Source organism: Microbacterium jejuense (genome assembly GCF_039544225.1).
GTDB lineage: Bacteria > Actinomycetota > Actinomycetes > Actinomycetales > Microbacteriaceae > Microbacterium > Microbacterium jejuense.
Genome location: NZ_BAABLG010000008.1, coordinates 71,292 through 85,989 on the forward strand (window position 1 = coordinate 71,292; position 14,698 = coordinate 85,989).

The window sequence follows — 14,698 nt, forward strand, 5'->3', positions numbered from 1 at the left end:
GCATCGTCGGCCGAGGCATCCGCTTTCCGTACCGTCAGCCCTTCGTCGCACCCGCCATCAGGCCGCGGACGAAGAACCGCTGCAGCGCGAGGAACACGATCATCGGCACCACCAGCACGAGGAACGCCCCCGCCGACACCAGGTACCAGCGGTCGCCCCACGAGCCCGACAACGAGTTGAGCGTCTGTGTCATCGGCAACGACGACGTCGGCGCGAAGATCGTCGCCACCAGCAGGTCGTTCCACACCCAGACGAACTCGAAGATCGCGAACGACGCGAGGATCGGCATCGACAGGGGCAGGATGATGCGGAAGAAGATCTGCCCGTGTCCGGCGCCGTCCACCCGTGCCGCCTCGATGACGTCCGACGGGATCTCTGCCATGAAGTTGTGCAGCAGGAAGATCGACAACGGCAGCCCGAACATCACGTGGGCGATCCACATGGTCGCGAAGCTGTGGTCGATCTCACGCAGCTCCAGCCCCGGGAAGATGCCGACCCCGGCGATCTCGAGGCCGCGCGAGAACAGGCTGAGCAGCGGCACCAGAGCCATCTGGATCGGCACGATCTGCAACGCGAAGATCGCGACGAACAGGAACCCGCGGCCCTTGAAGTCCATCCACGCGAACGCGTACGCGCCGAGTGCGGCGAGCGAGATCACGAACACCGTCACCGGGATGGTGATGGCCAGCGAGTTGAGGAACGACTGACCGAGGGTCAGCGCCGTGCCGCCCGAGGTCAGGGCCTCCTGGTAGTTGCCCAGCGTGAAGTCCGGGTTGGTGAACACCGTCCACCAGCCTGTCGACGCCGAGTCCGCGCCAGGGCGGAACGAGGTGATGAGCAGGCCGAGGGTCGGGATCGTCCACAGGAACGCGATCAGGATCGCGATCACCGTGGCTACGGGCGAGGTCAGCCGCTTCTGCGCCTGGGCCTCGTTGCGGCGCGTCTCACGGGCGACCCTGCGCGCGGCGCCGCGGTCGAACTTCGGCGTCGCGGCGGTGTCGACGGCGGCCATCACCGCACCTCCCTCTGCTTGCGCAGCTGTATGACGTTGTAGACGATGAGCGGCGCGACGAACACGAAGATCAGCACGGCCAGCGCGGCCGCGTGCCCGTAGCTCTGGAACCGCTGCTGCTGGTTGACCATCTCGAAGCCGAGCACTGTCGAGTTCGACCGGCCGCCGGTCATCACCGCGACGATGTCGTACAGCTTGAGCGCGGCGATCGTGATCGTGGTGAGCACCACGACGATCGACGTGCGGATGCCCGGCACCGTCACGTTGATGAACCGCTGCCAGGCCGTCGTGCCGTCCAGCTGCGCGGCCTCCATCTGCTCGACGGGCACGGCCTTGATCGCCGCCGAGAGGATGACCATCGCGAAGCCCGTCTGCGCCCACACGAACGCGATGAGCAGGCAGAATGTGTTGACGAGGGGCCAGGTGTCGAGCCAGCGCACGGGTTCACCGCCGAAGGCGACGACGATCGCGTTGAGCAGGCCGATCTGGTCGCCCTGCCGGTAGTCGTACACGAACTTCCAGATGAGGCTGATGCTCACCGGGGCGATCGCGAACGGCATGAACACGAGCACCTTGAGCAGCCGCTCGCCGCGCGCCCGCTCCATGAACGCCGCGTAGGCGAGACCGACGACCGTCGCGAAGATCGGCACGAACACCGCCCAGATGAGGGTGTTGATGATCGACCAGAAGCCCTGCGGGTTGGTGAACGCCCAGACGTAGTTGTCCATGCCGACGAAGTTGTCGCCGGTCTTGTCGTAGAACGACTGGATGATCGTCGAGATCGCCGGGTAGATGAGCCCGACGAGCAGCATGATGAGCGCCGGCGCGAGGAACAGCGTCAGCTGGTACAGGTAGCCGGCCCCCTGGCGCGCCCGGTAGTCGACGTAGAAGAGCAGGCCGCCTGCGATGAGCGCGATGATCACGACGTAGATCACGGCGTTCTGGTAGGGGCGGAGCATCATGAACGCGAGGAGCGGGATCGCGAAGCTCGTGACCAGCCGCAGCCAGAAGTAGCCGGTGCCGTGCCGCGGCGCGTACTCGATGAGCAGCAGCAGGATCCCGACGACGGCCGCGAAGATCACCAGGACGAGCGGGATCTGCACGATCGGACCCATCTCGCCGATCCAGCGGAAGAACGAGTTGAACGAGAACCCGAGCGAGACCGGCTTGGCGTCGGGCTGCGGCCCGCCGACGAGGATGAAGATCACCAGCGCGACGATGAGGATCGCGCCGATGGCGACGACGATGCGGGTCGTCGTCTGCGAGGGCTGTTTCGACGGCGGATGCGGCGGTGGCGCCTGAGTCTGCTGCGTCGGCGTGGTTGCGGTGTGCGACATGTGTGACCCTTCCCCCGTCATCGTCGACGGATGCCGTCACCTCGGCCCGGGCCCACGCGTGAGCGCCGACCCGGGCCGAGATGGAGTGAATCAGTCCTGGTAACCGGCCTGGATGTCGCTCAGGACCTGCGTCGTCGGCTTGCCGTCGATCCAGTCGACCATGCCGCGCCAGAACGAGCCCGAGCCGACGCTGGCCGGCATCATGTCGGACGCGTCGAATCCGAACGTGGTGTCGGGATCCTGGATCAGCGTCATCGCCTCGGTCAGGAACTCGCTCGAGGCCAAGGACGGGTCGGCTCCGGTGTTGGCCGAGATCGCACCGCCCAGCTTGACGCGGGTGTCGGCGAACTCCGGCGTCGACATGAACTCGAGCACCTTCTGCGTGTTCGCGTCATCCGAGAACGCGGTGACGAACTCGCCGCCGCCCGACACCGAGACGTCGCCCTCCTTCTCGCCCGGCATGACGAACGCGTAGACGTCGCCGTCGGGGGCGATGGTCGGGGTCGCGCCATCGGCCGTCTTGACCGTGAGCAGGTTCGCGGTGAGGAACGTGGCCTGGTGGGTCAGCGCGCAGGAACCGTCCGCGATCTTCGCCGCCACATCGCCGAACGCCGTCGAGTTGATGCTCTTGACGTCGCCGAAGCCCGCGTTGACGTACTGCGGGTTCAGCAGGATCTCTCCCGCCGAGTCGAACGCAGAAGCGATGGCGGGGTCGGTGAAGGGCACGTCGCCGGCAGCCCAGCTGTTGTAGGTGTCGACACCGGCCTGACGCAGGACGAGGTCTTCGATCCAGTCCGTCCCCGGCCAGCCCGAGGCGTCACCCGACGAGAACCCTGCGCACCACGGCGGCGCGCCCGTCTTCTCCTGGATGGTCTGGGTGAGGGTCAGCAGTTCGTCCCACGTCTTGGGAACCTCGACGCCCCACTCCTGGAAGCTCTTCGGCGAGTAGTAGATGTAGCCCTTGACGTTCGCGAGCATGGGCGCCGAGTAGAACGTGCCGTCGACGCTGCCGTACTCCTTCCAGGCCGGGGCCCAGTACTTGTCGACGTTGGCCTCGACTTCTTTGGTGCCTTCCTTGACCTCGCCGGTGCCGACCAGCGACGCGAGCAGACCCGGCTGCGGGACGATGGCGATGTCGGGCGCAGATCCGCCCGCGACCTTGGTGACGATGTTGCCCTCGAAGCCCTTGTCGCCCGTGTAGACGACCTTGACCCCGGTGTCTTTGGTGAACTGATCGAACGACTTCTGCAGGTTGTCCGCCTCGGAGCCGGTGATGCCGCCGGAGATCTGGACGGTCTTGCTCTCGCCCGAATCGCCGCTGTCGCCTCCTTCGGCACACCCGGCGAGGGTCACAGCCGCGATGGCCGTGAGCCCCAGCGCGATGTAGCCGTGCCGGCGTGATCGCAGTGCAGTCATGTTCGCTGCCTCCTCCTTGAGTCCGCGGGCCGCACCTCAGTGCCCCCGCACGTGAGAGATCGGGAACCGATTCCATGCTCACGCTAGGGGATGCCGCAGGAGCGCACAATGACCGCGGGTCACAACTCGGTAAACAGCGCCTCACGGGTGGCGGGCTCGCGGTGTTCGCGGCATGATGAACGCTGGAACCGGTTCCAGATTCGACGACACCGGGGTCGTCGGAATGCGAGGAGGACCCGATGGCGGGCATCGCCGACGTGGCACGCGCAGCAGGGGTGTCGAAGTCGACGGCCTCGCGCGCGCTGACCGGCGGCGGGTACGTCTCGCAGTCCACGCGGGAGCGGGTGAGGGATGCCGCCGCCGCCCTCGGCTACGTCCCCACCACGAGCGCGGTCAGCCTCGTGACCGGCCGGACGCAGACGGTGGGCGTGGTCATGCCGTCACTGGACCGCTGGTTCTTCGCGCAGGTGCTGGAGGGCGTGCAGGACGCGCTGCTCGAGCGCCGCTACGACCTCGCCCTCTACGGCGCCCCGCCGGAGTCCGCGGCCCGCCGCGAGATGTTCGAGCACTTCCTCGCGCGCAAGAGGTTCGACGGGCTCATCGCGATCGGGATCGAGCCGAACGCGCGGGAGCTGGAGCGCCTGGTGGCGTTCGGCAAGCCCGTGGTGAGCGTCGGCGGGTACGACGTCGGCACCAACGCGGTCTCCATCGATGACGAGGCGGCGGCCCGCATCGCGACCGACCACCTGATCGGTCTGGGCCACCGCGACATCGTGTTCCTCGGCGGCGACCCGGACGGGCGCCGCACGAGCTTCGGCGACGGGCGCCGGCTCGACGGGTATCTGTCGGCGATGCGGGATGCCGGGCTCGAGGCATCCGCCCGCCACGTGCAGTCCGAGGTCGCGATGCCGGGCGGGTACAGCGCGGCCGTCGACCTGCTCGGCGACCGCCGGACCCGGCCGACGGGGATCGTCGGAGTGTGCGACGAGGTCGCCGTCGGCGCCGTCATCGCGGCGCGGCGCCTCGGCATCCGTGTACCCGAGCGGCTCAGCGTCGTCGGCATCGACGACCACGCGTACGCCGACATGTTCTCGCTGACGACGCTGCAGCAGCGCCCGCACCAGCAGGGTCGCGCGGCCGCGGAGCTGCTGCTGCGGCAGATCGACCAGCCGGGATCGCCCATCCACCGGCTGTACGAGCCGTCCCCGCTCGTGGTCCGCAACTCCACCGCGCCGGTCGACGACGACGCGTCGGCCATCATCGGCGTCGGCCGCTGAACCGGGTCAGAGCAGCCCCAGCTCGCGGAAGGTCGCGCCCTGCCAGGCCACGGCCTCGGCGGCATCCGCCACACCGTCGACGACGCGGAACGTCTCGGCGCCGCGTCGCTCGGACCGCACGAGACGAGGATCGACGGGGATCGGCGCCGGGCCGTCGACGACGGCCTCGAGCACCCGGGTGAACGCGCCGGTGCGCGCGAGCGGCGCGACGAGGTCGGCGCCGTCGCGGATGTGCGCGACCAGGTCGTCCAGCAGCGCGACGCGCGCGAACTCGTACGTTCGCGGCAGCCGTCGCCCGTCGCGGAAGACGTGCAGCGTGTCGAGCGTGTAGTGGTAGACGAGATGGCCTCGCGTGCCGCGCACGAGCACGTACGGCTCGGTGCGGCGGGGCGCCGTCACGGCCAGCCCGGCGGCCAGCCGCGCACCGCCGCGCAGCGTCACGACGAGCGACGACGTGTCGTCGGTGGCGATGTCGTTCGCCCGCCGCAGGTCGGCGTCGACATCGACGACGTCGTCCGGCGACACGGCGCCGGCGATCGCGAATGCCGTCGCCACCGCATGCGCGAGCGGATTGGTCACGACGCCGTCGGCGACCAGCCGCCCGTCGATCACGCGGTGCCCGGCCCACGGCGCGCGGCGCCAGTACTCCTCGGAGCGCGACCACAGTCCGACGGCGCCGTAGTGCACCACCTCGCCGATAGTCCCGGATGACGCCAGCTCGGCGGCCGCCGGCACCCCCGCGCTGCCGAGCGACTGGAAGCCGACCTGCACGGCCCGGGAGGCGGCATCCACTGCTCTCTGCAGCTCGTGATGATCGGCGACCGACGGGACCGGTGGCTTCTCGAGCAGTACGTGGGCGCCGCGCGCCAGCGCCTGCCGCGCGAGCTCGGTGTGGGTGGGGATCGGGGTGCTGAGGATCGCGATGTCGAGGTCGACGCCGGCGATCATGGCGGCCGCGTCGTCGAAGACGCGCGTCGTGGCCGGCACCTCGCCGCCGCCGCGCGGATCGGCCACCGCCACCAGGTCGAGCTGGGCGGCGCGGGACAGCGTCGCCTCGACGTGCGAACGGCCGTGCCCGTGGACGCCGGCGATGCCGACGCGCAGGCGTTCCGTCACAGTCCTGCCTCGGCCTTCAGGCGCGGGAGGGCCGCCTCGACGGCGGCGGCATCCGCGAGCTCCTCGTCGAGGACGTACGCGGTCAGCTCGAGGTCGAGCTCCCCACCCTCGGGCAGGGTCCGCGGCTCGTCCCACGCGACCGACGGCCCCGCGCCCAGGTACTCGGCGAAGCGGACGAACCACGGCATGCGCTCGGCCCCCTGCGTCAGCACCACCGTCGTGCCGCGGTCGGGGAACGTGAAGGCCAGCCAGTCGGTCGCCGCGCCGTGCACGTCGCGCTCGGTGTCGCCGGCGGGGCTGAACACGCGGGCGATCTCGGGCGCGAACCGCCAGAAGATGCCGCCGTAGCCCGCGCCCTCGCGGCCGTTGGTGGCCGGCGAACCGAAAGTGATGGCGTCCAGCGTGGCCTTGAGGTGGCTGCGCCACCGCAGCGCCCAGCCGTTCGCGAGCTCGGCCGAGCGCAGCTCGCGCACCTCGACCAGCTGCGTCGTGCCTCGCTCGTCGACCCAGCTGAGGCGCTCATCCAGCACGTGCCCGTCGATGTGCAGCCGGTCGCGGCGCTGGCGGCCGTGGTTGGGCACCATGATCGAGCCCTCGCCGCGCACGTAGGTGCGTCCGCCCCAGTACGACATGCCGTTGACATCGGCGATCGCGAGGCTGACGCCCAGGTGGTGCGGGTGGTCGGTGGGCTCGGTGACCGTCAGCGGCGTGCCGGTGCGAGAGATGACCGCGTCGAGATACGGCCGCGGCGACAGCACCGAGTCGACGCTGGTGCCCTCTTCGTACTGGGCGACGACCGTCGACCCGAGCCGCAGCACCGGGCGGGCGGGACCGACCCAGCCGCTCGCGTGCGAGGCGGGGCCGGAGCTGCGCCGCGGCACCAGGACGGGACGGTAGAACAGGGGGTGGTCGGCGCTCTCGCCGTCCAGTGCTTGACGCATGCGATTCCAGGCCTGCCGCCCGATCTCGATCCGCGGGACCGACATGGTCGTCAGCGGAGGGGCGGCGAAACGGGACTGCGGGATGTCGTCGATCCCGACGATGGACAGTTGTTCGGGCACCTCGACCCCGACCTCGCGCAGACGCGACATCAGGCCGAGGGCGACGAGGTCGTTGAAGGCGATGGCCGCGGTGGCGCCGGTCTCGAGCACCGCGTCCGCGGCGTCGTAGCCGGATTCCATGCTCGAACCGGCCGGGATGGTGAGGAACTCCAGGTCGGGGTACTCGCGCGAGAGCTCGCCGAGGCCCTGCGCGCGCAGCTCGTTCGCGTAGCTCAGCGGCGGGCCGGCGACGTACGCGATGCGGCGGTGGCCGAAGCCGCGCAGGTGCGTGCCGAGCTCTTTGACGGCCGTGGCGTAGTCGACCGACAGCTGCGCGGCGGGGCTGTCGTCCACGCGGCGGTTCACCACGACGACCGGGGTCGTGCGCTGGATGAGCTCGCGCAGCTCGGCGTCGGGCATGCGCGGCGAGACGAGCACCAGCGCGTCGCACTTGCTGCGCGCCTCGCTCGCGATCTCGGCCTCGACGCCCACCGCCTCGGCGCTGTCGGCGACGAGCACCCGGTAGCCGTCGCGGGCGGCGGCGACCGTCAGCCCCTTGAGCACGCCCTGGAACAGCGGGTTCTCGAGGTCGGGCACGAGCAGCGCGATCGTGTGGCTGCTCCCCCGCACCAGGCTCCGCGCCGCCTCGCTGGGCGAGTAGTTCAGCGCGGCGACCGCGCGGTTGACCTTCGCGACGATCGCGGGGTCGACGGTGGCGACGCCGTTGAGGACGCGCGACACCGACGCCTGCGACACACCGGCGTACTGTGCGACCTGCGCCATCGTGATGGGGCGCGACGTGACCTCGGTCAACGCGGATCCTCTCTTTCATCAATCATGGGCGTGCGCGAGCACGGTGGGGCGCATCCGCGCCGGATGGTGGATGCTGCACCCACGGCCGCCGGCTCCGCCGCGGCGCAGTCGTGGCCCTGCAGCGGCGGGCCGAAGCGGTGCCGCCCGGGACCGGACCCCTCATCACTTCGGTCCGGCCCCGTGCGGTCTGAGGGCGATGGGCTGCGCCCGGGGGGAAGGCGCAGCCCTTCGCCGGCTAGATCGCCGCGTCGTCCAGCGCGCGCTGCAGCTCCTTGATGAAGCTCTTCGCGGCGTCGGCCGGCGTCAGCTCGCCGAACAGCACCTTCTGGGTGTGCTGATCGATGATCGTCTCGATCGCGCCGCCGCCCGGCGGGGTCGCCGGCGGGGCGTCGCCCACGCGCGGTGCGATCTCGTCCAGGAACGCCACGACCTCCTGGTCGACCTCGCCGAGCTTGGGCGTGATGTACTCGCGGATCTTGTCGTTCGCGGGGACGCCGCGCTCGGCCAGCAGCAGGTCGGCCGCCTCTTCGCTGTTGGACAGGAAGTCGAGGAACAGCGCCACTTCGGCCGGGTGCTCGCTCTTCGCCGACGCCGACCAGAACATCGACGGCTTGTAGTACGCCGCCTGGCCCTCGCCCTCGTCGGTGGTCGGGACCATGAGCGGCACGAGCGTCTGACCGCTGGCCGACCGCAGCGCAGCCACCTGGTTGGACCACCACGGGCCGAACGCGGACTGGTTGGTGGCCGTGAACGACTCGGCGAGGCCCGCCGACTCGCGCTCGATCGTGGCGGAGGGGTCGGGCGTGCCGCCGGCCTCGGTCACGTCGAGCAGATTCTGCCACCATGCCGCGAGGGTCTTCTCGGTCGCCGTCACCTCGGGCGATCCGTCATCGGCGTACAGCGATTCGCCGTGCTGGCGCAGCCAGTTGTTGAGGCCGCCGTCCTCGAAGCCCCACGACTGCGAGCCGACGACCGTGCCCCCGCTCTTCGTCGTGACCTCCTCGGCGATCTCGTTGAGGTCGTCCCACGACCACGTCTCGTCGTCCGGGAGCTCGATGCCGAGGCTGTCGAGCACGTCGGTGTTCGCCATGTAGGTGTAGGTGTTGATGCCGACCGGGATGCCGTACTGGGTGCCGTCGAGCGCGCCTGTCCCCAGCACGGAGTCGGGGAAGTCGCCCGTCGGCAGCTGGTCGCCGAGCGTGCCGAGGTCGAGCAGCACGCCGTTGGCCGCGTACGTCGACAGCTGCTTCTCGTCCATCTGGATGATGTCGGGCGCGTCGCCGGCGGCGACGGTGGTCGCGAGCTTGTCCCAGTAGCCGGCCCAGTCGGTGTACTGCGGCTCGATCGTGATGTTGTCGTGCTCGGCCTCGAAGGCGTCGATCAGCTGCTGCGTGATCTCGTGGCGGACGTCGTTGCCCCACCACGTGAAGGTGAGGGTGACGGGCTCGTCCGACAGCGTCGGCCCGGTGGCCGGGTCCTCGGTGGGAGTCCCGCTTGCGCACGCGGTCAGCGCGAGCGTCGTCGCTGCGCCGAACGCGGCGAACTGCGCCCAGCGGGCTGCGGTTCGGTTGCGTCGCATGTCTTGCATCCTTTCGACCGGAGTCGGTGTGTGGGGGTGGTGCGTGTGATGAGGACGGACCGTGCGGTCCGCGAACTGCGTGTGCGGCATCCAGTGCCTCTGGATGTCACTTGATCCCGGTCGTCGCGATTCCCTTGATGAGGAACTTCTGGCCGAACAGGAAGATCAGGAAGATCGGGACGAGCGAGACGACGCTCATCGCGAACATCTGCGCGTAGTTGGTGACGCTCTGGGCGTCCTCGAACGAGCGCAGGGCGAGCGGGACGGTGTACAGCTCGGGCTTGGTGAGGAACACGAGCTGCGAGAAGAAGTCGTTCCACGTCCAGATGAAGGTGAAGATCGCGGTGGTCGCGAGCGCCGGCGTCATGAGCGGCAGGATCACCTGCAGGAAGATGCGCGGGTGACCGGCGCCGTCGATCCGCGCCGCCTCGTCGAGCTCCTTCGGGATGCCACGGATGAACTGCACCATCAGGAACACGAAGAACGCGTCCACCGCGAGCATCTTCGGCACGATCAGCGGCAGGAACGTGTTCACCCAGCCCAGCTGCGAGAACAGGATGTACTGCGGCACGATGATCACGTGGATGGGGAGCATGATGCTCAGCAGCATGATGCCGAACCACAGCCGCTTTGCGGTGAACTCCAGCCGCGCGAACGCGTAGGCGGCCATCGAGCACGAGATGAGGTTGCCGACGATGCAGCCGACGACGATCACCGCCGAGTTCCACAGGTAGACGTTGAACGGGTACTGCAGCGCGTTCCAGCCGTCGGTGTAGTTCGAGATCTCGAAGCTGTCGAAGATGATGCCCGGTTCGCGGAAGATCTCGTCGTTGGGCCGCAGGGAGCTGACGACCATCCAGATCACCGGATAGAGCATGAGCGCCGCGAGGGCGATCAGCAGCGTGTGGCGGATGATGCTCGTCACGGGCTTGCGGAACGGGTTCGGCTGGCGCCTGGCCGGCGGGCGCCCCGTGACGACGGTCTCGGTGGGCAGGGCCACGATGGGCTCGGGATCAATTTTCGTCATCGTAGAACACCCAGAACTTGGAGGACCAGAAGGCGAGCACCGTGAGCAGCGCCGTGATGATGAGCAGGAGCCAGGCCATCGCCGAGGCGTAGCCCATGTTGAAGTTCGCGAACCCCTGCTGGTACAGGTACAGCGTGTAGAAGAGCGTCGAGTCGACGGGACCGCCGGTGCCGCCCGAAACGATGTAGGCCTGTGTGAACGACTGGAACGTGCCGATGAGCTGCAGCACCGCGTTGAAGAAGATGATCGGCGTGAGCAGCGGGATCGTGATGCGGAACAGCTGCTGTCGCTTGTTCGCGCCGTCGACGGCGGCCGCCTCGTAGTACATCGACGGGATCTGACGCAGGCCCGCGAGGAAGATGATCATCGGCGAGCCGAACGTCCACACGTGCAGGATCATGAGGGTGCCCAGTGCCGTGTCGGGGCTGGAGATCCACCCCTGCCCCTCGATGCCGAACCACGAGAGCACCTGGTTGATGAGGCCGTCGACACCGAAGATCTGACGCCACAGCATCGCGATCGCGACGCTCGCGCCGAGGAGCGACGGCAGGTAGAAGGCCGAGCGGTAGAAGGCCAGTCCGCGCAGCCCCCGGTCCAGGATGATCGCGAGGAACAGCGCCACCGCGAGCTGCAGCGGCACCGAGACCAGCACGTAGGTGAAGGTGACCTGGAGCGCCGTGTGCAGCCGCTCGTCCTCCCACATCCGCACGTAGTTGTCGAGGCCGTTGAACTTGGGCGGGCTCAGCAGGTTGTAGCGCGTGAACGAGAGGCCCAGCGAGGCGAGCATCGGCCCGATGGTCACGAGGGCCAGGCCCACGAACCACGGCGCGAGGAACAGGTAGGCGGCCTTGTTCTGCTTCTTGCCGGCCGCCTTGGCGCCCTTGAGGCGGGTGAGCTCGCCGAGCGCGCTCATGTCGCGGCCCCGTGCGGCCTGGTATCGGGACGGTGCGTCATCGTCACCGTGTCCTCCGGATTCATCGTCGTCGAAGAGTCGAGAATGCGCTTTCTGGAATGCGCTTTCTCATTCTTGTCAGAGTGGATGCCGGAACGCAAGCTTTTCCGGAAAATCGCGGCGATCTGCTCCCCTGAACTCCGAGATAGGGCTTACTCGAAGCACGCTCACCGGCGTCGATGCCGACGGCTTCCGGGCATGACGAAGGCCCCGGGTGCGAGCACCCGGGGCCTTCGTGGAAGGAACGAGATTACTTGAGGGTAACCGTCGCGCCGGCCTCTTCGAGGGCGGCCTTGGCCTTGTCGGCCGCGTCCTTGTTGACGCCCTCGAGGACGGCCTTGGGAGCGCCGTCGACGACAGCCTTGGCCTCGCCGAGGCCCAGCGAGGTGAGCTCGCGGACCGTCTTGATGACCTGGATCTTCTTGTCGCCGGCAGCCTCGAGGATGACGTCGAACGAGTCCTTCTCCTCCTCGGCCTCGGCCGCGGCACCCGCGCCGCCGGCGCCGGCAACGGCGACGGGAGCAGCAGCGGTGACCTCGAACTTCTCCTCGAACGCCTTCACGAACTCGCTGAGCTCGACAAGGGTCAGACCAGCGAACTGCTCGAGCAGCTCCTCAGTGGTGAGCTTCGCCATGATGTATCTCCTAGATAAATGGGGTTTGTGTGGGGAAGACGTACGGGTCGCTCACGCGGCCTCGGCGGTCTCCAGCTTTTCGCGAAGCGCGTCGATGGTGGCGGCAGCCTTGCCCATCGTCGCCTTCATCATGCCCGCGGCCTTCGCCAGCAGAACCTCACGGCTCTCCAGCGAGGCGTACTTGTTGACCTCGTCGGCGCTGAGGGCGTTGCCCTCGAAAACGCCACCCTTGATCACGAGAAGCGGGTTGGCCTTGGCGAAGTCACGCAGGGCCTTCGCGGTGGCGACGAAGTCGCCGTGCACGAACGCGATGGCCGAGGGGCCCTTGAGGTCCTCGTCCAGCGCCGTGATCCCCGCGTTGTTGGCGGCGATCTTGGTCAGCGTGTTCTTCACCACGGCGTATTCCGCGTCCTGACGGATGCTGTTGCGCAGCTGCTTGAGCTGGGCAACCGTCAGACCGCGGTACTCGGTAAGCAGGACGGCGTTCGAGTTCTCGAAGTTCTTCGTGAGCTCGGCGACCGATGCATCCTTCTGCGCCATGGTCACTCCTTGTGTGGATGAGACGCTCCGCGATGGCGGGGCGTCGGCCGCAGACTCCCGGTCATCGACTCTCGGCAGGCAAAAGAAAAAGCTCCGGCGCAAGCGCACGGAGCTTCGGAAGAATCATCGTGACACCTGCGCGGGCCCCTGCTGATGCAGTGCTTCGATCCCGTGCGCTCTCACGCACGACGATGACCGGCGGTCTTCGGCTTCCTCAAGGGTACGTGATGCCTTCCCGTCCGCCAAATCGGCGGCATGCGTCCGCTTCCCGCCCCCGCCCTCGTTCCCGTCCCCGCCCCGTTCCCGTTCCCGTTCCCGCCTGCCGGTCGACAACGCGGTTTCTCGCCGAGTAACCCCGTAGGCGCCGGGGACGACATGGTTTCTCGGCGACAAACCGCGCTGTCGACACGGGCGACACAGCGTCAGGGCAATGTGATGCCGAAGGATGACAGCCGTGCCGCGAGCGCCTGCGGAGTGCGGACGTGCTTCTCCTCCGCGCGGACCAACGGCTTTCTCGTTGTTCCGCGGATCCAGTCCTCGCGGCGCTTCTCGTCCAGGATCACCTGCTCGACGGTCCGCCCTGTCCGCATCGCGTCGTCGAGGTACTTTCCGGCTCCGTCGACCTCGAGGAACGTGGCGATGTCCTCGATCTCGATGTCGACGCGCAAGAGCCTTCCGTCCGGCCCGCGCACCTCGACCTGGGGCCGAAGCCGCCGGAAACCCAGCCGGTGCAGATGCCCGCGCCCCGCGCTCTCGGCAGGTGACTCTGCTCGACCGTCCGCGAGAGCGAGAACTTCCGCCGCCATCCTCACGCCGCGACGCCCGACACTGTGTGCCAGTCGTGTGAGCATCTCGTCTCGCCACTCCCGCGCAGCCGTCTCGTCGTACGTGCCGCCGTCGAAGGCGACGAGCCGAAGCGCCGCGTCCGCTGCGGCGAGCGCGGCAGCGAACGAGAGGGTGCACGCCAGGTCAAGGACCGTGCGCTCGAGCGTCGTGACGCGGATCCCCTCCCGCACCGCCACGTCCTCCTCGGAGAGCGCGTCGCCGTGGCGGCGCATCCCGAGCCGGCTGGAGATGTGCTTGCCGTCTGGCACCGTGACATGGACGACCTCAAGCGCGCAGCGGTAGAGCGGGAGTCCCCACACCACAGCGGCAGACTCGTAGGACGCGACCGAGTCGCCGCCTCGCATCTCTGCGAAAGCTGCAGCGACCTGGATGCTGTGTCTCGACTCCGGCCACAACGGATCCCAGTCGGCGTCCTGCACGTACTGGTTGCGTTGCAGCCGACGCAGTCGCCCGTCCGAGACGGCTCGCGCGATCTCACGTTCCCGCCACTGGCCCCGGTCGAGCGCTTCCCGCGTCAGGAGCACACCGCGCGCCTGCGCGAAGCTGATGTGGTGCGGCATCACAGGATGCTGACACGCCGGCTCCGGCGCGTTGGGCATCGGCGGGCGAAAGTGGAATCGTCGCACACGACCGCATCCGTGCGCCCGCTGGGGAGGAGGCCGCGAGCCCCGTCGACGTCCCGCGGGGACTCGACCCCGCGAGCCTCTGGTCAACCACGCACCTGATCCCCAGTCGACGACGCGGTTTCTCGCCGAGCAACCCCGTCGTCTTCGTCGATACCGTGGTTGCTCGGCGAGAAACCGGGTTGTGGGCAGAAAGTCGACGGCACGAGGACGACCGGCCCGCACACCCGCGTGGCGCCGCCTCCGTGGCGACGCGGCGTGTGGCGTACGGTGCGCGGCGTGTGGCGTACGGTGCCCGGCGTGTGGCGTATGGTGCCCGGCGTGTGGCGTACGGCGCGCAGCTCGGGCGCGGCGTGCGGGGGGCGGGGCGCGCGGCGTGCGGCGCCGCGCACCGCGGGCACGCGCGTCGTGGCCACGGATGTCCGCACGGCGGCGTAGCCTCGAAAGGTGACCCCGATGCCCGCAGCCGTGCCCGCCTTCGCGGCG

13 protein-coding genes are annotated in these 14,698 nt (G+C 68.9%); 1 reads left to right on the plus strand and 12 read right to left on the minus strand.

Annotated elements, in window-relative coordinates; genetic code table 11:
* Positions 1–34: 34 nt before the first annotated feature.
* The 3 genes from ABEA46_RS13015 to ABEA46_RS13025 all read right to left on the minus strand — a co-directional run bounded on the left by ABEA46_RS13015 (position 35) and on the right by ABEA46_RS13025 (position 3,765).
* Positions 35–1,012 (minus strand): carbohydrate ABC transporter permease, encoded by a 978-nt coding sequence (locus ABEA46_RS13015; RefSeq protein ID WP_345544981.1) that lies wholly within the window; start codon positions 1,010–1,012, stop codon positions 35–37.
* The gene (locus ABEA46_RS13020) at positions 1,012–2,349 is read right to left on the minus strand and encodes a carbohydrate ABC transporter permease (protein WP_345544982.1); all 1,338 of its coding nucleotides are present in this window, start codon (positions 2,347–2,349) and stop codon (positions 1,012–1,014) included. The genes ABEA46_RS13015 and ABEA46_RS13020 overlap by 1 nt, the downstream gene beginning before the upstream one ends.
* A gap of 90 nt (positions 2,350–2,439) precedes the next feature.
* On the minus strand, positions 2,440–3,765 hold the full coding sequence (locus ABEA46_RS13025; protein ID WP_345544983.1) for an ABC transporter substrate-binding protein: 1,326 nt from the start codon (positions 3,763–3,765) through the stop codon (positions 2,440–2,442).
* 239 nt (positions 3,766–4,004) lie between these two features.
* Between ABEA46_RS13025 and ABEA46_RS13030 the strand changes: the two genes are divergently transcribed.
* Positions 4,005–5,042, plus strand: coding sequence for a LacI family DNA-binding transcriptional regulator (locus tag ABEA46_RS13030; RefSeq protein WP_345544984.1), 1,038 nt, complete (start codon positions 4,005–4,007; stop codon positions 5,040–5,042).
* Positions 5,043–5,048: 6 nt separating this feature from the next.
* Here the strand turns inward: ABEA46_RS13030 and ABEA46_RS13035 are convergent, their stop codons facing one another.
* The 9 genes from ABEA46_RS13035 to ABEA46_RS13075 all read right to left on the minus strand — a co-directional run.
* Positions 5,049–6,158 (minus strand): Gfo/Idh/MocA family protein, encoded by a 1,110-nt coding sequence (locus ABEA46_RS13035; protein ID WP_345544985.1) that lies wholly within the window; start codon positions 6,156–6,158, stop codon positions 5,049–5,051.
* Positions 6,155–8,011, minus strand: a complete 1,857-nt coding sequence (locus tag ABEA46_RS13040; protein WP_345544986.1) for a DUF6807 family protein — start codon at positions 8,009–8,011, stop codon at positions 6,155–6,157. The genes ABEA46_RS13035 and ABEA46_RS13040 overlap by 4 nt, the downstream gene beginning before the upstream one ends.
* A gap of 235 nt (positions 8,012–8,246) precedes the next feature.
* Positions 8,247–9,590, minus strand: coding sequence for an ABC transporter substrate-binding protein (locus tag ABEA46_RS13045; RefSeq protein WP_345544987.1), 1,344 nt, complete (start codon positions 9,588–9,590; stop codon positions 8,247–8,249).
* 106 nt (positions 9,591–9,696) lie between these two features.
* Positions 9,697–10,617 (minus strand): carbohydrate ABC transporter permease, encoded by a 921-nt coding sequence (locus tag ABEA46_RS13050; RefSeq protein WP_345544988.1) that lies wholly within the window; start codon positions 10,615–10,617, stop codon positions 9,697–9,699.
* On the minus strand, positions 10,604–11,530 hold the full coding sequence (locus ABEA46_RS13055) for a carbohydrate ABC transporter permease (RefSeq protein ID WP_345544989.1): 927 nt from the start codon (positions 11,528–11,530) through the stop codon (positions 10,604–10,606). The genes ABEA46_RS13050 and ABEA46_RS13055 overlap by 14 nt, the downstream gene beginning before the upstream one ends.
* A 289-nt stretch (positions 11,531–11,819) precedes the next feature.
* Positions 11,820–12,203, minus strand: coding sequence for a 50S ribosomal protein L7/L12 (rplL, locus tag ABEA46_RS13060; RefSeq protein ID WP_345544990.1), 384 nt, complete (start codon positions 12,201–12,203; stop codon positions 11,820–11,822).
* A gap of 51 nt (positions 12,204–12,254) precedes the next feature.
* Positions 12,255–12,743, minus strand: a complete 489-nt coding sequence (rplJ, locus tag ABEA46_RS13065; RefSeq protein WP_191169867.1) for a 50S ribosomal protein L10 — start codon at positions 12,741–12,743, stop codon at positions 12,255–12,257.
* Positions 12,744–13,165: 422 nt separating this feature from the next.
* Positions 13,166–14,008: a hypothetical protein gene (locus tag ABEA46_RS13070; protein WP_345544991.1), complete on the minus strand. Its 843-nt coding sequence runs from the start codon at positions 14,006–14,008 to the stop codon at positions 13,166–13,168.
* 290 nt (positions 14,009–14,298) lie between these two features.
* On the minus strand, positions 14,299–14,698 hold a 400-nt coding region (locus ABEA46_RS13075), incomplete at its 5' end, for a hypothetical protein (protein ID WP_345544992.1).